This window comes from Bacillus sp. F9_6S_D1_P_5, from assembly GCF_054823925.1.
Genome location: NZ_JBTREW010000004.1, coordinates 1 through 19,249, shown reverse-complemented (window position 1 = coordinate 19,249; position 19,249 = coordinate 1). Strand labels below are relative to the sequence as shown.

The following is a 19,249-nucleotide window of genomic DNA, read 5'->3' as shown; positions in this document are numbered from 1 at the left end:
AGCAAAGAAGATTATAAAGTGAGGAAAGAATTTTGAAAACGTTATATATAAACTACGCTGGATCGGAAAAACGCGTTGCGATTGAAGAGAAGAAAAAAATGGTTGAGTTTTTATGGAAGCGAAATGAAGAACAAGAGATTGTTCGGCATATTTATGTTGGACGTATCGTAAGAACGATTGCTGGAATGAACGCAGCATTTGTAAACATCGGTTTAGAAAAACATGCGTATCTTTCATACGATGATGTGCCGTCTTCTTATCGTATACATGAAGGGCAGGCGGTACTCGTACAAGTTGTGAAAGAGGCAATTGATACGAAAGGGCCGAAATTGACAGCGAACATAGAATTTACCGGGAAATATGTCGTTTATATGCCATATGATGAAATGCGTGCCGTTTCTCGGAAAATAAAAAACAATAAAAGAAGGCAGCAACTACTCCAAATTGAAGTAGAAGGGACAGGTGGGTACATTTTCCGTTCTGCTTCTGAAAAAGGAGAAATTGAAGAAATACAAGCTGAAATGCAAAGATTACAGCAGCTATATGAAGAGTTAAAAAGAAAAGAGGGCCAAGGAAAGGCACCGTTACTACTTCATCGACCGGCCACCTTTTTAGATCGTGTATTTCAAGAGAATCCAATTGAAACGATTGAAAAAGTAGTTGTAGATACAAGAAGTATAGTAAAAGAATTAGAAGAAAAAGTCGGAAAAGAAAAAGTATCTTTGTATAATGAAAAATCTTCAATGTTTAGCCATTTTGGAATAGAGCGTGAGATCGAGAAAGCACTTCAAAAAATTGTGTGGCTCCCGAACGGTGCGTATTTAATTGTGGAACAAATGGAGACGATGACTGTAATTGACGTGAATACGGGCAAGTTTACTGGAAAACAGAATTTACAAGATACAGTCCTTCGTACAAATGAATTGGCTGCTGAAGAGATAGCACGTCAATTAAGATTGCGTGATATTGGCGGTATGATATTAATTGATTTCATTAATATGAAAAGAAGAGAAGATAAAGAAAAGGTAAGAGAATGTCTCATCGCTGCTATGCAAAGTGATCGCACATATACGAGAGTACTTGGGTTTACAGAGTTAGGGATTTTGGAGATGACACGTAAACGTAAAAAACATTCTTTACGCGACGTGTTACTAGGAGAGTGTGTACCGTGCAAAGCGACGGGGTATGTGATGTCATATGAAACAATTGCGTATGAGTTAGAGAGAGAGCTAATCACATATGGAAATATAGAATACGAGGCAGTATTAATTGCTGCACCTAAAGAATTACAAAAACAATTTTTGCAAAAAGAATTACAAAAAAATATTCCATTTGAAATTTATTTCAAAGATGATATGATCGAAAAGTACGCCATTATCCGTTTTGGAAGTAAAAAAGAAATTGTAGAACGGAAAAAATAGTTAGTAGAACTTTCATTGACAACCGTCTATGATTCATGATAACATCTTTATGTTATAGTTTATAGCACCTAAACGGCTATATGCTACAACCGCACAAGACAGGTTCCCTAAAGGCATTTATGTCTACCTCGTTTTTGGCGAGTCTTAGTAATTAAGAGGAGGTGCAAGTATGTACGCAATTATCGAAACAGGTGGAAAACAAATTAAAGTTGAAGCTGGTCAAGCAATCTATATTGAAAAATTAGATGTTGAAGCTGGTGAAACTGTTACTTTTGACAAAGTTCTTTTCGTTGGTGGCGAAAACGTTAAAGTTGGTAGCCCAGTTGTAGAAGGTGCAACAGTTACTGCGAAAGTTGAAAAACAAGGTCGCGCTAAGAAAATTATCGTTTTCAAATACAAAGCGAAAAAGAACAATCGTAAGAAACAAGGTCATCGTCAACCTTACACTAAGCTAGTTGTTGAAGCTATCAACGCTTAATTCAGGTTAACATGATTAAAATTACGATAAGTCGTACGAAATTAGGAAGTATCCAATCATTTAAAATGACTGGACATGCCGATTATGCGCCACATGGACAAGATCTTGTCTGTGCTGCAACTACAGCGGTTGTGTTTGGTTCTATAAATGCAGTGGAAGAACTTTGTAATGTGCAGGCAACTATTGAACTCGGAAGCGATGGCGGATTCTTAACGTATGAATTGCCTAATGATTTAGACGTTCATGCAGCAGAAAAAGCACAAACGCTTTTAGAAGGATTGGTTGTTTCGCTTAAGACGATCGAACTTGATTACGGAAAGTATATCCGTTTAATAGAAAAAGTGCAGGAGGTGTAACGTATGTTAAGATTAGATCTTCAGTTTTTCGCATCTAAGAAAGGTGTAGGTAGTACAAAGAACGGTCGTGACTCTCAGTCAAAACGTCTTGGTGCTAAACGCGCAGATGGTCAAACGGTTTCAGGTGGTTCAATTCTTTACCGTCAACGCGGTACAAAAATTTATCCAGGTGTTAACGTTGGTCGTGGTGGCGATGACACTTTATACGCGAAAGTTGACGGCGTAGTACGCTTCGAGCGTCTTGGCCGTGACCGCAAACAAGTGAGCGTATATCCTGTTGCTCAAGAAGCATAAGAACTCACGGAAAACTCTAACCTGAGTGCAGGTTAGAGTTTTTCTATATTAAGGGGTATCTAAATGAATGAAAAATGGACAATTATAGATGCATTGCGCCATTCAAGGCATGATTGGCTCAATCGTATGCAGATGGTGAAAGGAAACCTTTCCCTTGGAAAAGTGGAAGAAATTCATAGTCTCATCGATCGTTTTGTCCAAGAAGCGAGACAAGAATCCAATCTGATGGGGCTATCAATGCCTTTATTTTCAGAGTGGATTTTAACATATAATTGGAAACAGCAGCCGTGCTTATTGGAGTACGAAGTATTAGGGAAATTACATAACTTATCTCACTTAGATGAGACTGTATGTACATGGACGAATCAATTTTTCTCAATGCTTCAGCATAGTTTAGACGTATATGTTGAAAATTATGTTTGTATCACAATTGAATGTGACGCGGAGAATGCTCGTTTCTTTTTTGATTTTCGTGGTAAGCTAACGAGTGTAGAAGAACTACAGAATTGGCTTGCGACCCAAAACAATAAATGGTTTTCCATTTCTTATACAGTACGAGACGAAGAAGTCTCAGTTATATTACAACCAATTGAAAAAAGTGTGGTGAAATAATGTTTGTAGATCAGGTCAAGATATATGTAAAAGGCGGCGACGGTGGTAACGGAATGGTTGCGTATCGTCGTGAGAAGTATGTTCCAAAAGGTGGCCCAGCAGGTGGCGACGGTGGTAAAGGTGCAGATGTTGTTTTCGTTGTTGAGGAAGGCTTACGTACATTAATGGACTTCCGCTACCAACGTCATTTCAAAGCTGATCGCGGTCAGCACGGAATGAGTAAAGGTCAGCACGGACGTAAATCTGAAGATTTACTTGTAAAGGTTCCACCAGGAACAGTAGTAAAAGATGAAAAAACTGGTCAAATTCTTGCCGATTTAGTAACGCATGGACAAACGGCTGTAATTGCAAAAGGTGGCCGCGGTGGCCGTGGTAACTCACGTTTTGCAACAGCTACGAATCCAGCGCCAGAAATCGCTGAGAACGGGGAACCAGGTCAAGAGCGTGATGTCATCCTAGAACTTAAAGTACTAGCAGACGTTGGACTTGTCGGATTCCCAAGTGTAGGTAAATCTACATTATTATCTGTCGTATCATCAGCACGTCCGAAAATTGCAGAGTATCACTTCACAACAATCGTTCCAAATCTTGGTGTTGTTGAAACTGGTGATAACCGCAGCTTCGTTATGGCTGACCTTCCTGGACTAATTGAAGGGGCACATGCTGGCGTTGGACTTGGACATCAATTCTTACGTCATATCGAGCGTACACGTGTAATCGTGCATGTTATTGATATGTCTGGTTTAGAAGGCCGTGATCCATTTGAAGATTACGTAACGATTAATAATGAATTAAAAGAATACAATCTTCGCTTAACGGAGCGTCCACAAGTTGTTGTTGCAAACAAAATGGATATGCCAGATGCAGAAGAAAACTTACAAGCATTTAAAGAGAAAGTGGGAGACGAAGTAAAAATCTTCCCAATCTCAGCTGTAACGAAACAAGGTGTTCGTGACTTACTGTTTGAAGTAGCGAACTTAATAGAAACAACACCAGAATTCCCGATACATCAAGTTGCGGATGAGTCTGACACAAGTGTAATGTACAAATTTGATACTGAAGGTGTTAAATTTGAAATTACACGTGAAAGTGATGGCACGTTTGTTATCTCTGGTTACGATATCGAGAAAACATTCAAGATGACAGACTTCTCACGTGATGAATCTATACGTCGTTTCGCTCGTCAAATGCGTGGAATGGGTATTGATGAAGCTCTTCGTGCACGTGGTGCGAAAGATGGAGATATTGTAAAAATTCTTGAATATGAATTTGAATTTATCGACTAAGACTGCCGAAATATGGCAGTCTTTTTTTTATATCGTAAAAGTCTGATTTGAACAGGAAAAAATCCCCACTAATTAAATTTTCAATTTATAATAAAAAGAGGAGTGGTTTTAGAAGAATTTTTTATAGGGAGAAAGTGAACATGTATAAAATATTAATTGTAGAAGACGATGAAAAAATCGCGGGGATATTAGAAGAGCATTTAGAAAGGTATGGCTATCAGTCATTTAGAGCAAGTGATTTACGACATATAAAAGATGAGTTCGTAAAAGTAAATCCACATCTCGTGTTACTGGATATTAATTTACCGTATTTTGATGGTTTTTATTGGTGTCGTCAAATCCGCAGTGTATCGAATGCACCAATTATTTTTGTTTCTGCAAGAACAGGGGAAATGGATCAAGTAATGGCAATTGAAAATGGCGGTGATGATTACATTACGAAGCCATTCCATTTAGATATTGTAAAGGCAAAGGTGAAGAGTGCACTTCGGCGTGGGTATGGTGAGTATGCTTCTGCAGCAGAAAGTGATTGTTTAGGTGTAAATGGACTGTTGTTATTCCCTTCTCAGCATGTTGTTGAGTGGCAAGGGCAACAAACGGAGCTGACCAAAAATGAATTTTACTTATTAGAATGTTTAATGAAACAAGCAAATCAATATGTAACACGCGAAGAACTGTTAGAAGCCCTATGGGATGAGGTAGCTTTTGTGGATGATAATACATTAACCGTAAATGTAAAACGCGTAAGGAAGAAACTAGAGGAGCTAGGCATTAAAAATGCAATTGTAACGAAACGCGGATATGGTTATGCGCTTCTTACAGAGTGGGGCGAGGGGCATGAAGGTTAAAAATTACCTTATGGATCGCTTTTCTTTAATTCTTTCTTATATTGTTAGCCTTTGTTTATTTGGGCTTGTACTGCAGTTGCAAAGTCTTTTAGAAAAGCGATCTATTGATTGGAGTACGTGGTTATATGGACTTTTATTAGGAACAGTTGTATTTATCGTATACCTCATTTACGATTATCGAAAACGAAGTGTGTTTTTAAAAAGAATTGAAAAATATGTTGCCAGCGGAAATACATTACACGATTCTTTACTTATTGATACTTCTTATACATCAGAGCAAGAGATGGTCGTTGAATCGTTTACGTTATTAAGACAGCAATATATGAATGAAGTTCATAAACAACATGCGAAAGAACAGCAGCAAATGATATTTATGAATCAATGGATTCATCAAATGAAAACACCAGTATCGGTTATAGAATTGCTATTACAGAAGTTTGGTAAGGAGCATCGTGAAGCAAGAGCAACAGTTGAAAGTATTCGTGAAGAAAATAACCGCATACTAAATGGTTTAGATTTAGCGTTACATATGGCAAGGTTAGAGCAGTTTGCGAAAGATTATAAAGTGGAAGTAGTAAATGTGATAGATATCATTCGAGGTATTATTAATGAAAATCGAAAGTCTTTCATTCAATCGTCTGTATTTCCGAAAGTAATGTTTGAGGAAGATACTTGTATGGTTGCATCTGATAGAAAATGGCTGAGCATTGCTATAGGTCAAATTGTTGTAAATGCAATTAAGTATACGAAAATTTCAGAAGCAGAGAGAAAGGAAATTCAATTTCAAATTGAAGAGAAAGATCAAAAAGTGTTATTACATATTAAGGACAATGGAATCGGTATTCCAGAGCAAGATGTAAAGCGTATATTTGACCCATTCTTTACGGGAATAAATGGCCGGAAAACGAGAGAAGCGACTGGAATGGGCTTATATATTACGAAGGAAATTTGCGATAATTTACACCACGGTATTTATGTACAATCGGCTGAAGGAGAAGGGACAACATTCACGTTCCAATTTGCAAAAGATGAAGAATATCATACATTAATGAGAAAAATGACAAAACTGTAAGATAACAAAACGTTTTGTAAGGGAAATCACTCGTTTCTTTTTCTTATTTTTCTTATAGTAAATGTAAGAAGAAAACACATAGGGGGATTAGAAATGAGTGTTCTTGAAGTAAAAGGATTAACGAAGGTGTATCAATCAAAAGGTTCAGTAGCGACGACTGCTTTAAACGATATAAATTTTAAAATAGAAGAAGGCGAATTTGTAGGGATTATGGGTCCTTCAGGAAGCGGAAAAACAACGCTTTTAAATTTATTAGCAACAATTGATAAGCAAACTTCAGGTCATGTGCTTGTAAATGGCGAAGAAATTAATCAAATGCGTGCTGCAAAATTAGCGGAGTTTCGCCGTACACATTTAGGATTCATTTTCCAAGATTTTAACTTACTTGATACGTTATCGATTAAAGAAAATATCATTTTACCACTTGTAATGGCGAAGAAATCTGTAAATGAAATCGATGCAAAAGTACTTGAGATTGCAAAGTTTTTAAATATCGAAGAAATTTTAAATAAAAAAGTATATGAAGTATCAGGCGGACAACAACAACGTGCAGCAGCTGCGAGAGCGATTATTCATGAGCCTACGTTAATTTTAGCGGATGAGCCAACTGGAAACTTAGATTCGAAGTCAGCAAAATCATTAATGAGCGCGTTGCAAGACTTACATGAACAAAAGAAAGTGACAATTGCAATGGTAACGCATGATCCAGTAGCAGCGAGTTATTGCGAACGTATTCTATTCATTCGCGACGGAGAAATTTTCTCAGAAATACATAAAGGAAGAACGAAACAAGCCTTTTTCCAAGAAATTCTGGACGTACTTGCGATGCTAGGAGGAGAATATCATGAACTTTCGCCAGCTCGCGCTTAGTAATGTAAAAGGAAATTGGCGTAATTATAAAGCGTTTCTTATAAGTAGTTGTTTATCGATAGTCGTATTTTTCATGTATGCTTCCTTCATTTATCATCCAGATGTCGTAAGCGGTAATATTAGTATGAGGGATATGATTTCAAAAGGGTTAGAATCGATGAATTATATTGTAGTCATTTTCTCAGCACTCTTTATTTTATATGCAAATTCAACATTTTTACGAGCAAGGAAAAAAGAATTTGGTCTATTAACATTAATAGGTGGAACGAAATCTCAACTTGGCCGAATGATTATATTAGAGCAGCTTATGTTAGGTAGCATTGCCATTGTAGTAGGTATTGGGCTTGGCATGCTTTGTTCAAAATTATTTTTCCAAGCATTAAGTGTAATATTGAAAATAGATAAAACACTACCACTCGTATGGAATAGTAAAGCAGTTTTCATTACAGCAGGTGTATACTTTATTCTATTTTTAATCTTATCATTGTTTAGCGTTTGGACAGTAGGACGCTTGCAAATTATTGATTTATTAAGAGAAGCAAGAAAACAAAAAGTAGAACCTTTTGCATTTACATGGTTATGTATAGTTGGTATAGGATGTATTATTGTTGCATATGTACTTAGCTTCCAAGTAACATTTATGAATTTTATCATTCTGTTTTTACCGATTGTAGGGCTGACGATAGGCGGAACTTATTTGCTATTTACACAAGGTAGTACAGTCGTATTAAAGGCGTTACAAAAACGAAAAAAATCTTTTTATACATATCCAAATATGTTCGTACTTAGCAATCTTATTTATAAAATGAAAGATAATGCTCGTTTTTTATTTGTAATTTCTATCATTACGGCCGTTGTATCGTCAGCAGTTGGTACACTGTACGTATTTTTTGAGGATATGAGTTATAAGGCAGTAACTAGTACCCCGCATGCTATTTCGTATGAGGAAAAAGGCATTCATACGCATAATGTCATCAAAGAAGGAAAAACAAAAGAATTAATAAAAAAACACGGGTTTGAAGATGCGCGAGAAGTAACGTACGTAAAACTTCCTGGAACTCAAAAAATCACAATGTTTAACAGTGAACATGAGATGCCAATGGCGATTGTTTCAGAAAAAGAATATAACGCTGAAGTACGTAAACAAAAGAGAGAGCAAGTTAGAGAAGTTCATAATGCCCCAGGTAGTGCAACGATGGTCATAACGGATATGGCGAACGATATGATGAAGATAGGTCGTACGAAATCGCATGAAATTAAAATTAACGGACAAACGCAGTCTGTTCAACTGAATAAGCCAACTCCATTTTCTGTTTTTAATGATAGTGAATATCTCATTGTGAATGATCAAGATTTTGAGAAATACGCAAAACTCGTACCAGATGAAGAAAAGACGAAATATTACGGTTATTATATAGAAGATTGGAAAAGTACAGAAGACCTTGTGTTAGATTTAAAAAAGGAAGTTGCACCAGATAAGCAAGCGGAATTAAATAACTCGGTGCTCGCTTATAAAAATATAAGGGAATCAGGAGCAATTACAATGTTTATCGGTTTCTTCGTAGCGGTACTATTCTTCTTCTTCGCTTGTAGTATGACATACTTTAAATGGTTTAACGATAAAGAGCAAGATCGTATTCAATTTAAATCGTTAAAGAGAATCGGTATGACAGATAAAGAAATTCGTAAAATTGCAATTCGACAAATGGGCGTTATCTTCTTTATCCCAATTTTAATTGGTGCCATTCATAGTGGATTTGCTCTTCATACGTTAGGAAAAATGCTTTATCTCGATTTATGGAAATCAGGTGCGATAGTAATTGGAGCATACATTGTAGCTTCTGCGATTTACTTTATAATCGCGCAAAGAGGATATTTGAAACATGTGAAAAGCTAGAGAAATCTCTAGCTTTTTGCCTATGTAGTAAGTTATAGGAGGACGATAGATGAACATTCGGCAACTAGCGCTGCAAAATATAAAAGGAAATTGGCGTAATTATAAAGTGTTTTTCTTAAGTAGTTGCTTTGCAATATTCGCGTCTTTTGCATACATGTCTGTCATTGTACATCCGTATATGCAGGAGACGATGTGGTATCAAAACGTACGCTGGGGACTTATCATATGTAATGTTATAATCATTTCTTTTTTCGTCATATTTATTTTGTACTCTACTTCTATTTTCATAGAGGCACGTAAGAAAGAATTAGGGTTATATATGTTAATGGGAGCAACGAAGTCTAACGTAATAGGAGTGATTATGACCGAGCAAATATTAATCGGGGTATTTGCTAATATTTTCGGTATTGGGCTTGGTATGATCTTTTTAAAGCTCTTCTTCATGGTGTTTAGTATGTTACTGGGGCTTCCGAAAGAACTCCCTGTCATATTTGACGTGGGAGCAATTGGGGGAACGTTTATTACATATATGGTTGTTTTTATTCTATTATCTTTTATAAGTGCTTTACGTATATGGAACATAAAAATCATTCGGTTATTGAAAGAATTTCGAACGGATAAAAAAGAGAAGAAAACATCAATGTGGCTTTGTATATTCGGATTTATTTGTTTAGGCATAGGATACACGTTAGCGTTACAAGCGACGATGCCAACGATAGCATTCTATTTTTTTCCTGTGTCTATACTTGTCTTTTTCGGAACGTATTTTTCTTTTACACACGGCACTGCTCAAATATTAGAAATGATAAAACGAAATAAAAAGATTATGTATACATATCCGTATTTATTTATAGTGAATCAATTGTCACATCGCATGAAGGAAAATGGTCGCTTTTTCTTTATGCTTTCTATGGCAACGACGTTTGTAGTTACGGCAACAGGTACGGTGTTCTTATATTTTTCTAGCATGCAAGATATGTGGCGGGATGGGGGCGCACACTCATTTTCATACATAGAAAAAGGTGTTTCTACCCATGAAGTCTTTGAGGAAGGTACCGTTGAACAATTACTGCATCAATATGGATATGATGATTTTCAATATATGAGTTTTGTTGGAGTGTATGCATCCTTTCAGTCTAATAAAGGAGAGACAGAAGAAGCGCCGCTCATTAAAGAAAGTGAATACAATCAAGAGGCAAGAAAACAAAAACAGAAAACGTATCATCCTAAAAAAGGTACAGTGACACTCGTTTATTATAATAAATACAATAATTCGAATGTATATAATCAAAAAGAGATTCAATTGCAAGTAATGAATCAAACATATTCATTCGTATTTAATGGTCAAAAGGAAGGAGTACAATTTAACCATCACCCTTCGCACATTAATGGTCTGTTCTTCGTCATGAATGATGAAGACTTTGACAGTATAGCAAATAAGGTTCCTGATTCTGAAAAAATGATATATAGAGGCTATACATTACCCAATATCGAAAATACGAAAAAATTAAATGAAGATTTACGGAAACATATGAAACAAGATGATGATAACGCATTTCGAAGTAATATGGAGTTATATGTGAATATGAAAGAGTTCGGCAATATTACTCTATTTATAGGTTCATTCATTAGTATATTATTTTTCCTTACATCATGTAGTATCGTATATTTTAAATGGTTTCATAATATTTCATCGGATCGAAAGCAGTACGGGGCACTCTCTAAACTGGGAATGACGAAGGAAGAAGTATGGAAGATTTCTCGCTGGCAATTGTGTATGCTATTTTTTGTGCCAATTATAGTGGGGAGTATGCATAGTGCGGTTGCGTTATATACGTTTCATAATACGATCTTTATGGACGGTTCATTAAGAAAAGTAGGCTTATTTATTCTGTTTTATATCGCTGCATGCACCGTGTATTTCTTCTTCGCTCAAAGAGAATATAGGAAACATTTAGACTAGCGAACGCTAGTCTTTTTTTAATATTCGAAATTTACATAGAAGAATATAAAAAAGTATGGTATAACAGTAAGAAAACGAAAAAGAGGGGAAAAGACGATGATTCGAGTAGGATATTTAGGACCAGAAGCAACATTTACAAATATGGCGGTGAGTCGTTTTTTTCCGGAAGCAGAGCATGTACCGTATCGAACGATTCCAGACTGCATTGATGCAGCTGCAAATGGAAATGTAGATTATGCAGTGGTACCATTAGAAAACGCCATAGAAGGCTCAGTGAATATAACAGTTGATTACCTCGTACATGAGCAGCCGCTTTCTATTGTAGGAGAAATTACAGTACCCATTCAGCAGCACCTACTTGTACATCCGCAGTATGCAGAAGTGTGGGAAGAAGTATATGCAGTGCACTCTCATCCGCATGCTATTGCACAATGTCATAAGTTTTTAAATGAAGAATTAAAAGGGGTAACTGTCCGAGATATGACATCAACAAGTGCAGCTGCGCAATATGTGAAAGAACATCCAGAAGAAAAAATTGCTGCCATTGCAAATGAAGCAGCTGCAGAAAAATATGGATTAACGATCGTAAGACGTAGCATTCATACGTATAAAAATAATCATACACGCTTCCTCGTGCTCCATAAGAAAAAGAAAGCAATACTCTCAAATAACGGAGAAAACCGAGGAGAGAAAACGACGCTTATGATAACGTTACCCGCTGATTATGCAGGAGCGCTATATCAAGTGTTATCAGCTTTTGCATGGAGAAAATTAAACTTATCAAAAATTGAATCGCGTCCGATGAAAACAGGTCTTGGAAATTACTTTTTCTTGATTGATGTTGATAAAGCATATGATGATGTATTATTGCCAGGTGTAACGATGGAACTTGAAGCACTTGGTTTTTCGGTTACTGTGCTTGGGAGTTATTCTTCTTATTGGTTGTAAGAGGAGCTAGGTTATACCGCGTGATAGATAAATAAAATCCCACCTATAAATGGTGGGATTCTTTATTTTAACTTTGCAAGACGCTCTTCTAACTGACCACGCCAAATATCGGCTAGTTCTGGAACAGCAAGAATCTTTTCAATGCCATCTTTATCTTTTCTATTATGAAAATAAATTTCGTTAGAGAACAAAACAGAAACATTGTTCGGTTGACGTTCTAGTAATGTAATTTTTGAATCTTTACGTACAGTACCTTCTTGAAGAACGCGGCATAGGTAGCCAGTAAATCCGGTTGCTACAATGCGCGGCAGTATGCCAGGAATACCGAGGCGTTTTGAAATCGTGCTACAAGGTACGCGCGCTTGTGTCACTTGAATAATCGCTTCACCTAATTTGTATGTATCTCCAATGCAAACATCATGCTCTAACATATTTGTTACGGTAATGTTTTCCCCAAATGCGGAAGCTGGGAGTGTTGTTTGGAATTCTTTTTCCCATAGTGCGTAATGCTCGTGTGGGTACACACAAACTGCGCGATCAGGTCCTCCGTGGTGTTTTAAATCCGCTACATCATCGCCAAGGAAGCCATCTTTTGATAGGAAAGCTTCTTCGGTAAGTTCTTTACATATACCAGTAAGCATTTCTTTATTTTCGCTATATTTCATTTGTTTCGGCTTGCCAATGCTAAAGTGAACGAGTTCAATTCCCATATTTGATCTCCTTTACGATTTATTTCAATATTATAGCATTAAAAAAGCACAGAGAATGATAAAAACTCTGTGCTTTACATTAATAAACGAGAAATCCTGCTTTATCTAGTGCCTTGCAAGCTGCATCTAACTTTTCTTTTGAATCTGCCTCAATTGTATGTAAGTGAATACCATCCGTTAGTTGCGAAAGATAGGAAGCATTTGTGTTTTCGATTTTTTGTAAATATTGCTCTACATCAAAGCGATTGCTTACCATGATGGATGCTGTTAAGTCACCGTATACAGGATGCTCAACTTTTACATCTTTAATTGTAACGCCGTGGTCAACAAGCATTGTAAGTTCTTGACGTACTTCCGCTGGTTTATGTTGGCATACAATTACGCGTTCGAAAGCTTGTTGTTTCTCTTGTGGTTTTAAATATAAATAGCCTTGAGCAGTTGCAATAATTGGTTCGTTTCTTGCTTTAAGTAAGGAAATATCTTGCACGATAACTTGCCTACTTACGTTTGTTTTCTTTGATAGTTCATTCCCAGATAACGGCTCATTTGCAGCGAGAAGCCACTGAAGGATAAGCTGTCGTCTTTCTTCACCTAAAATCTTTTTTTGGTCGTTTTGTTTCATTATGATTTAACACCTCTATAAAATTGATTTCCAATTGTGTGTAGTGCATGAATAGTAGTATCAATTTGATCTTTCGTTGTTTGTTGCCCGAAAGAGAAGCGGACATATTGTTTTGCCTCTTCATACGTTTTTCCAATTGCAAGCATTGTTTTCGAAGGTTCTTGTTTACCAACTTGGCAAGCACTTCCGGTGGAAATAGCAATACCATGACGATTACATTCTAGCATTGTATATTGACCTTCTATTCCTTTTATTGTAACCCCAATAATATGTGGTAAACAAGAAGTAGAATGACCTTCTACTTCAATTTCTAGAGGAAGTGTTTGTAATCGCTCTAAAAAGTAGGATCGTAACTCTTTAAAACGTAAGCTTTCTTCCTGTTGATTTTTTAATATATTCTCAGCAGCTGTTAAAAAAGATGCGATGCCTGGAACGTTTACTGTACCTGGGCGAAACCCTTTTTCGTGAGAAGTTCCCGGAAATACTTGTGTCCAGCGAACTTGCGGATTTATATAGCAAGCACCAACACCCTTTGGTCCGTATATTTTATGTGCTGAAACAGAAAGACTATCAATCCCCATTTCAAAAACATTGATAGGAAGTTTACCAAATGTTTGCACACAATCTGAATGAAATAAAACGTTATATTTTTTTAAAAGTGCCCCGATTTCTGCGATGTTTTGAACGGTTCCAATTTCAGAGTTTCCGTGCTGTATGCTTGCTAGAACAGTATTTTCTGTAATAGCTGTTTCTAAATCATCTAAATGAATTACCCCGCTTTCATCAACAGGAATTTCAGTAATTGTATACCCTTCTGATTGTAAGGATTGAAAATAACTTCGAATGGATGCATGCTCCATAGGTATTGTAATAATATGTTTCCCGCTTCTAGCCTTTAAAAGGGATTGAATCGCAAGGTAGTTGGATTCCGAGCCGCCGCTCGTGAAAAATACCCCTTGTTCCTTTCCACCAATCATGTCAGCAAAGGTTTTTCTGCAAACTTGTAGTAAAGAAGAAGCTGTTCCTCCAATATCATGTAAACTTTGTTCATTTCCGAAGTATTGCGATGCTGCTTTCATATATGTTTGTAACGCCTCTTCACTCATAGGTGTAGTAGCTGCATAGTCAAGATATATCATCATGTAAGTTCCTCTCCCTAGTAAGAGTTACATTTCTTGTATTTTTAAATGGTAGTGAAAATAAGAATTATAAAAAAACTCTTGTCATTATTTTAAAACTATGTAAATATAGGTGTCAAGACAGTTGAAAAGTGTAAAGTAGGAGGCAACAATTATGCCAAGTGCAGATGTCTTAATTATTGGAAGTGGCGTTGCGGCGCTTCGTGTTGCGAAAGAGATTTGTCACGAAAAGAATGTGATTATTATCACAAAGGAAACGAATCGTAATAATAATACATATTTAGCACAAGGTGGAATTGCAGCGGCGGTTGCTACATATGACAATCCCAATGATCACTTTGAAGATACGTTAGTAGCAGGATGTCATTATAACAATGAAGATGTGGTCCGTTATTTAGTCGAGGAAGGGCCGAAAGAAATGAATACTCTCATTAAAAATGGAATGAAATTTGATGGAGATGAAACGGGTCCTCATCTTGGAAAAGAAGGCGCACATCGAAAGCGTCGTATTTTACATGCAGGTGGCGATGCAACAGGAAAGAATGTATTAGAGCATTTCATTCAAGAAGTAGCTCCGCACGTTACGGTAGTGGAACAGGAAATGGTGCTCGATTTTATTATAGAAAATGAGAAATGTGTTGGAGTTTTAACAAGAACTAGTGAAGGGAAGTTGAAGCGTTACGTTGCAGATTGTACGGTGTTAGCAACAGGTGGGATTGGTGGTTTATACGCCTTTACTTCTAACGATAAGACAATTACGGGTGATGGACTTGCGATGGTGTACCGCGCAGGCGGGGAGCTCGTAGATTTAGAGTTTGTACAATTTCATCCAACAATGTTATACGCGAACGGGCGGTGCTGCGGCCTCGTCTCTGAAGCTGTCCGTGGTGAAGGAGCTGTCCTTATAAATGGAAAAGGGCAGCGTTTTATGATGGATATACACCCAGATCACGATCTCGCGCCGCGCGATGTAGTAGCAAGAGCGATTCATGAACAGCTTTTGTCGGGTGAACAAGTGTATGTAAATATCGAGTCTATCCGAAATTTCGAAGAACGTTTTCCGACTGTATCATCATTGTGTGAAAAGAATGGTGTCGACATAAATGAAAAACGTATTCCGGTCGTACCCGGTGCTCATTTTCATATGGGTGGCGTGAAAACAAACTGTGATGGAGAGACGTCCATTCCAAATTTATATGCGGTCGGTGAAGTAGCTTGTAACGGTGTTCATGGAGCAAATAGGCTAGCAAGTAATTCGTTATTAGAAGGTCTTGTGTTTGGAAAAAGAATAGGACAACATATTTTAACGAAAGTGGCAAAAGACAGATTGAACACACTAGCTGAGAAGGAAAAGAAGTTTATCGTTTTGAATCATTTGCCGGCGAAAGAAGAAATACAAGAATGCATGATGAAATATGTTGGGATTGTACGAACAGAGAAAAGTTTATCTTATGCAAAGAGATGGCTTAGTAAGTACGGTGTTCGAAATATGATATTACAACATGACGCTCTTACAAATGAAGAGATAACGCTTATTAATATGTTAACAGTCTGTGAGCTTATAGTCGTATCAGCTTTGCAAAGAGAAGAAAGCATTGGTGGTCATTATCGAAGTGATTATCCAGATAGAAATAGCGAAAAAAAAGAGATCGTTCGAGTGAAAAGAAAACTACAGCTTGTGTGATGAAGGGAAGAGGGGCTTTATGAACACGATAAAAGTTAAAGAAGCATTAAATCGATTTTTTCTAGAAGATATAGGGGAAAGAGACGTAACATCTCAGCTTATTTTTCCAGACAATTTACTTTCAAAAGGAACGTTTCTTGCAAAGGATACAGGTGTCTTTGCGGGACGTTTAGTAATTGAAGAAGGCTTTAAATTAATTGATGAGAGAATTGAAGTGGAGCTTCATAAAAAAGATGGAGATCTTGTAGAAAAGGGCGAAATAATAGCAACTGCGCAAGGGCCAATTGCTTCGTTATTAATGGCAGAGCGCGTTATATTAAACGTTATTCAGCGTATGAGTGGGATAGCTACAATGACACATGAAGCTGTTCGTACTTTAGATAGTAGCCATACACGTATTTGCGATACGCGAAAAACGATGCCAGGGCTACGTATGTTTGATAAGTATGCAGTCATGTGCGGAGGCGGATTTAATCACCGTTTCGGTTTATATGACGGTGTCATGATTAAAGACAATCATATCGCTTTTGCTGGTTCTATTACGAAAGCTGTTACATCGGTGAAAGAAAAATTAGGACATATGGTGAAAGTAGAAGTGGAAACAGAAACAGAGGAACAAGTGAGAGAAGCAGTAGCTGCTGGTGCGGATATTATTATGTTTGATAACCGTACGCCAGATGAGATTCGGGAGTTTTCAAAGATTGTACCAAGTGCCATCGTTACGGAAGCATCAGGAGGTATTACAATTGAAGAATTATCGAAATACGGAAAAACAGGGGTAGATTATATTTCGCTTGGAGCGTTAACACATTCAGTGAAAGCACTTGATATTAGTTTCAATATTGAGGCGTAAGGAAAGCGGCTTAGAGGGGGAGAAAGGAATATGAGTATTTTAGAAAAAGTGCAACCGATTGAAACGATGTTACCAGAGCGTTATTACACGATGTCAACAGAAGATATGGAAAAGCGTGTTCGTGAAATTAAAGAAAAAATGGGGAAAACACTATTTATTCCAGGACATCATTACCAAAAAGATGAAGTGGTACAATTTTCTGATGCAGCAGGAGATTCACTTCAGCTTGCACAAGTTGCAGCGAGCAATAAAGAAGCAAAATATATTGTATTTTGTGGTGTACACTTTATGGCAGAAACAGCAGATATGTTAACGACAGGCGAACAAGTTGTTATTTTACCAGATATGCGTGCAGGTTGTTCGATGGCAGATATGGCAGATATTGAACAAACAGAAAGAGCGTGGAAAGAGCTCACGAAATTATTTGGAGATACGATGATTCCGTTAACGTATGTAAACTCTACAGCTGCCATTAAAGCGTTTTGCGGTCGTAATGGCGGAGCGACAGTAACTTCCTCTAATGCAAAACAAATGGTATCTTGGGCGTTTACACAAAAAGAGCGCCTTGTCTTTTTACCGGACCAACATTTAGGAAGAAATACAGCGTACGATTTAGGTATCCCGTTAGATAAAATGGCAGTATGGGACCCGCATACAGATTCATTAGAGTACGATGGAGATATAGAAGAAATTCAAGTGATTTTATGGAAAGGGCATTGTTCGGTTCATCAAAACTTTACAGTGAAAAATATTGAGAATGTACGGAAAAATCATCCGGATATGAATATTATTGTACATCCAGAATGTTGTTATGAAGTTGTAGCTGCTTCGGATTATGCAGGATCAACGAAATATATTATTGATATGATTGAATCAGCACCATCTGGTAGTAAATGGGCGATTGGTACAGAAATGAATTTAGTGAACCGAATTATTCAGCAACATCCAGATAAAGAAATTGTTTCACTTAATCCATTCATGTGTCCGTGTTTAACGATGAACCGAATTGATCTGCCGCACTTATTATGGGCACTTGAAACGATAGAAAGAGGAGAAGAAATTAACGTTATTAGCGTAGACAAACAAGTGACCGAAGAAGCGGTTCTTGCATTAAATCGTATGTTAGAGCGTGTGTAAAGTAGCGGGATTCCCGTTGCTTTTTTTCATACATATAATCATAACGAGAACGAAATAGGCATACATTGTTTTGAAGAAATCATTACGATTTTTTTGTGCTTATTCCACTTCTAATGATATTGAAAATCGAAGAAGTGATACAAGTGAAAAGAGGTTAACGTTATTTAGAAAGGGTTACTTCATGAGATTTGTTACTTATAGATAAGTTATACAGGAGGGGGAAAATTTGAAAATTCATATCGTGCAAAAAGGGGATACCCTTTGGAAAATTGCGAAAAAGTACGGAGTGGATTTTGATACGTTGAAACAAACAAATACACAACTTAGCAATCCAGATTTAATTATGCCAGGTATGAAAATTAAAGTGCCATCAAGCAGCGTTCATGTAAAACAACATGCTGGAGCAGGTTCAGCACCTCCAAAACAATACGTAAAAGAGGTGCAACAAAAAGAATTTGCAGCAACGCCAACTCCGCTCGGAATAGAAGATGAGGAAGAAGTTACGTATCAATCAGCGCCAATTACACAGCAACCTGCTATGCAACAAACACAAAAAGAAGTGCAAGTAAAACCACAAAAAGAAGTACAGGTAAAACCACAGAAGGAAATGCAAGTAAAACCACAAAAAGAAGTACAGGTAAAACCACAAAAAGAAGTGCAAAAAGAAAAGCCAATTCAAATAGAAAAACCAGTTGAAAAACCGTCTGTTATTCAAAAACCACCGGTTATAGAAAAACAAAAACCAGCAGAAAAAGAAAACACAAAGTTCTCGGTAAATGTATTACCACAACCACCGCAACCACCAATAAAAGCGAAAAAAGAATATAAAATTTCAGATGTAATTAAAAAAGGAAGCGAGTTAATTGCTCCTCAAATTACTAAAATGAAACCTAATAACATCATTTCTCCGCAAACGAAAAAAGATAATATCGTGTCACCGCAAGTAAAGAAAGAAAATGTAGGAAATATCGTGTCACCGCAAGTAAAGAAAGAAAATGTAGGAAATATCGTGTCACCGCAAGTAAAGAAAGAAAATGTAGGAAATATCGTGTCACCGCA

The 19,249-nt window shown here is 37.0% G+C and carries 18 protein-coding genes, 1 pseudogene and 1 other annotated feature; of the genes and pseudogenes, 16 read left to right on the top strand and 3 right to left on the bottom strand.

Annotation, left to right across the window (positions count from 1 at the left end; translation table 11 throughout):
• Positions 1 to 32: 32 nt before the first annotated feature.
• The 12 genes from ACUXEY_RS06535 (at position 33) to pheA (ending at position 12,045) form a co-directional block, all read left to right on the top strand.
• Positions 33 to 1,421 carry an Rne/Rng family ribonuclease gene (locus ACUXEY_RS06535; protein ID WP_461300322.1) on the top strand — a complete coding sequence of 463 codons (1,389 nt, stop codon included), beginning with the start codon at positions 33 to 35 and terminating at the stop codon, positions 1,419 to 1,421.
• Between the two features lie 77 nt (positions 1,422 to 1,498).
• Positions 1,499 to 1,576, top strand: a sequence feature (ribosomal protein L21 leader region).
• A gap of 14 nt (positions 1,577 to 1,590) precedes the next feature.
• Positions 1,591 to 1,899 (top strand): 50S ribosomal protein L21, encoded by a 309-nt coding sequence (gene rplU / locus ACUXEY_RS06530; protein WP_000270907.1) that lies wholly within the window; start codon positions 1,591 to 1,593, stop codon positions 1,897 to 1,899.
• Between the two features lie 11 nt (positions 1,900 to 1,910).
• Entirely contained in the window at positions 1,911 to 2,255 is a 345-nt protein-coding gene (locus ACUXEY_RS06525; protein ID WP_461300321.1) for a ribosomal-processing cysteine protease Prp, read from the top strand.
• 3 nt (positions 2,256 to 2,258) lie between these two features.
• Positions 2,259 to 2,549: a 50S ribosomal protein L27 gene (gene rpmA / locus ACUXEY_RS06520; protein WP_000944957.1), complete on the top strand. Its 291-nt coding sequence runs from the start codon at positions 2,259 to 2,261 to the stop codon at positions 2,547 to 2,549.
• A 63-nt stretch (positions 2,550 to 2,612) separates the two neighbouring features.
• Positions 2,613 to 3,161, top strand: a complete 549-nt coding sequence (locus tag ACUXEY_RS06515) for a Spo0B C-terminal domain-containing protein (protein ID WP_461300320.1) — start codon at positions 2,613 to 2,615, stop codon at positions 3,159 to 3,161.
• Complete coding sequence (obgE, locus tag ACUXEY_RS06510) at positions 3,161 to 4,447, top strand: GTPase ObgE (protein ID WP_048531424.1); 1,287 nt, start codon at positions 3,161 to 3,163, stop codon at positions 4,445 to 4,447. Before ACUXEY_RS06515 ends, obgE begins: the two co-directional genes overlap by 1 nt.
• A 140-nt stretch (positions 4,448 to 4,587) precedes the next feature.
• On the top strand, positions 4,588 to 5,295 hold the full coding sequence (locus ACUXEY_RS06505; RefSeq protein ID WP_429600384.1) for a response regulator transcription factor: 708 nt from the start codon (positions 4,588 to 4,590) through the stop codon (positions 5,293 to 5,295).
• Positions 5,285 to 6,367, top strand: coding sequence for a HAMP domain-containing histidine kinase (locus ACUXEY_RS06500; protein WP_461300319.1), 1,083 nt, complete (start codon positions 5,285 to 5,287; stop codon positions 6,365 to 6,367). Before ACUXEY_RS06505 ends, ACUXEY_RS06500 begins: the two co-directional genes overlap by 11 nt.
• Positions 6,368 to 6,460: 93 nt before the next feature.
• On the top strand, positions 6,461 to 7,237 hold the full coding sequence (locus tag ACUXEY_RS06495) for an ABC transporter ATP-binding protein (RefSeq protein WP_000114530.1): 777 nt from the start codon (positions 6,461 to 6,463) through the stop codon (positions 7,235 to 7,237).
• Positions 7,212 to 9,134, top strand: coding sequence for an FtsX-like permease family protein (locus tag ACUXEY_RS06490; RefSeq protein ID WP_461300318.1), 1,923 nt, complete (start codon positions 7,212 to 7,214; stop codon positions 9,132 to 9,134). Before ACUXEY_RS06495 ends, ACUXEY_RS06490 begins: the two co-directional genes overlap by 26 nt.
• 49 nt (positions 9,135 to 9,183) lie before the next feature.
• Positions 9,184 to 11,097 (top strand): ABC transporter permease, encoded by a 1,914-nt coding sequence (locus ACUXEY_RS06485; RefSeq protein WP_461300317.1) that lies wholly within the window; start codon positions 9,184 to 9,186, stop codon positions 11,095 to 11,097.
• A 96-nt stretch (positions 11,098 to 11,193) separates the two neighbouring features.
• Complete coding sequence (gene pheA, locus ACUXEY_RS06480; protein WP_461300316.1) at positions 11,194 to 12,045, top strand: prephenate dehydratase; 852 nt, start codon at positions 11,194 to 11,196, stop codon at positions 12,043 to 12,045.
• Between the two features lie 62 nt (positions 12,046 to 12,107).
• Here pheA and ACUXEY_RS06475 read toward each other — a convergent pair whose 3' ends face one another.
• From ACUXEY_RS06475 to ACUXEY_RS06465, 3 genes are all read right to left on the bottom strand, one after another.
• Positions 12,108 to 12,755 (bottom strand): MOSC domain-containing protein, encoded by a 648-nt coding sequence (locus ACUXEY_RS06475; RefSeq protein ID WP_461300315.1) that lies wholly within the window; start codon positions 12,753 to 12,755, stop codon positions 12,108 to 12,110.
• Positions 12,756 to 12,834: 79 nt separating this feature from the next.
• The gene (locus ACUXEY_RS06470) at positions 12,835 to 13,377 is read right to left on the bottom strand and encodes a transcription repressor NadR (RefSeq protein WP_087957051.1); all 543 of its coding nucleotides are present in this window, start codon (positions 13,375 to 13,377) and stop codon (positions 12,835 to 12,837) included.
• Positions 13,377 to 14,519 (bottom strand): IscS subfamily cysteine desulfurase, encoded by a 1,143-nt coding sequence (locus ACUXEY_RS06465; RefSeq protein WP_461300314.1) that lies wholly within the window; start codon positions 14,517 to 14,519, stop codon positions 13,377 to 13,379. The genes ACUXEY_RS06470 and ACUXEY_RS06465 overlap by 1 nt, the downstream gene beginning before the upstream one ends.
• Positions 14,520 to 14,670: 151 nt before the next feature.
• On the opposite strand from ACUXEY_RS06465, the gene nadB reads away from it, so the two are divergent.
• From nadB to exsA, 4 genes and pseudogenes are all read left to right on the top strand, one after another.
• A complete protein-coding gene (nadB, locus tag ACUXEY_RS06460; RefSeq protein ID WP_461300313.1) occupies positions 14,671 to 16,200 on the top strand; it encodes an L-aspartate oxidase in 1,530 nt (509 codons plus the stop codon).
• Positions 16,201 to 16,219: 19 nt separating this feature from the next.
• Positions 16,220 to 17,053: a carboxylating nicotinate-nucleotide diphosphorylase gene (gene nadC / locus ACUXEY_RS06455; protein ID WP_461300312.1), complete on the top strand. Its 834-nt coding sequence runs from the start codon at positions 16,220 to 16,222 to the stop codon at positions 17,051 to 17,053.
• Between the two features lie 30 nt (positions 17,054 to 17,083).
• Positions 17,084 to 18,190, top strand: coding sequence for a quinolinate synthase NadA (nadA, locus tag ACUXEY_RS06450; RefSeq protein WP_461300311.1), 1,107 nt, complete (start codon positions 17,084 to 17,086; stop codon positions 18,188 to 18,190).
• A gap of 226 nt (positions 18,191 to 18,416) precedes the next feature.
• Positions 18,417 to 19,249: pseudogene (gene exsA, locus ACUXEY_RS06445) on the top strand (spore coat assembly protein ExsA); the annotation flags it as partial.

Excerpts from the sequence above, each read along its gene's own strand:
- ACUXEY_RS06505 (WP_429600384.1), top strand. The coding sequence starts at position 4,588 with ATGTATAAAATATTAATTGTAGAAGACGATGAAAAAATCGCGGGGATA.
- ACUXEY_RS06475 (WP_461300315.1), bottom strand. The coding sequence starts at position 12,755 with ATGGGAATTGAACTCGTTCACTTTAGCATTGGCAAGCCGAAACAAATG.
- nadC (WP_461300312.1), top strand. The coding sequence starts at position 16,220 with ATGAACACGATAAAAGTTAAAGAAGCATTAAATCGATTTTTTCTAGAA.
- ACUXEY_RS06500 (WP_461300319.1), top strand. The coding sequence starts at position 5,285 with ATGAAGGTTAAAAATTACCTTATGGATCGCTTTTCTTTAATTCTTTCT.
- ACUXEY_RS06525 (WP_461300321.1), top strand. The coding sequence starts at position 1,911 with ATGATTAAAATTACGATAAGTCGTACGAAATTAGGAAGTATCCAATCA.
- ACUXEY_RS06515 (WP_461300320.1), top strand. The coding sequence starts at position 2,613 with ATGAATGAAAAATGGACAATTATAGATGCATTGCGCCATTCAAGGCAT.
- nadB (WP_461300313.1), top strand. The coding sequence starts at position 14,671 with ATGCCAAGTGCAGATGTCTTAATTATTGGAAGTGGCGTTGCGGCGCTT.
- pheA (WP_461300316.1), top strand. The coding sequence starts at position 11,194 with ATGATTCGAGTAGGATATTTAGGACCAGAAGCAACATTTACAAATATG.
- ACUXEY_RS06490 (WP_461300318.1), top strand. The coding sequence starts at position 7,212 with ATGAACTTTCGCCAGCTCGCGCTTAGTAATGTAAAAGGAAATTGGCGT.
- ACUXEY_RS06485 (WP_461300317.1), top strand. The coding sequence starts at position 9,184 with ATGAACATTCGGCAACTAGCGCTGCAAAATATAAAAGGAAATTGGCGT.
- ACUXEY_RS06495 (WP_000114530.1), top strand. The coding sequence starts at position 6,461 with ATGAGTGTTCTTGAAGTAAAAGGATTAACGAAGGTGTATCAATCAAAA.
- ACUXEY_RS06470 (WP_087957051.1), bottom strand. The coding sequence starts at position 13,377 with ATGAAACAAAACGACCAAAAAAAGATTTTAGGTGAAGAAAGACGACAG.
- rpmA (WP_000944957.1), top strand. The coding sequence starts at position 2,259 with ATGTTAAGATTAGATCTTCAGTTTTTCGCATCTAAGAAAGGTGTAGGT.
- ACUXEY_RS06465 (WP_461300314.1), bottom strand. The coding sequence starts at position 14,519 with ATGATGATATATCTTGACTATGCAGCTACTACACCTATGAGTGAAGAG.
- rplU (WP_000270907.1), top strand. The coding sequence starts at position 1,591 with ATGTACGCAATTATCGAAACAGGTGGAAAACAAATTAAAGTTGAAGCT.
- obgE (WP_048531424.1), top strand. The coding sequence starts at position 3,161 with ATGTTTGTAGATCAGGTCAAGATATATGTAAAAGGCGGCGACGGTGGT.
- nadA (WP_461300311.1), top strand. The coding sequence starts at position 17,084 with ATGAGTATTTTAGAAAAAGTGCAACCGATTGAAACGATGTTACCAGAG.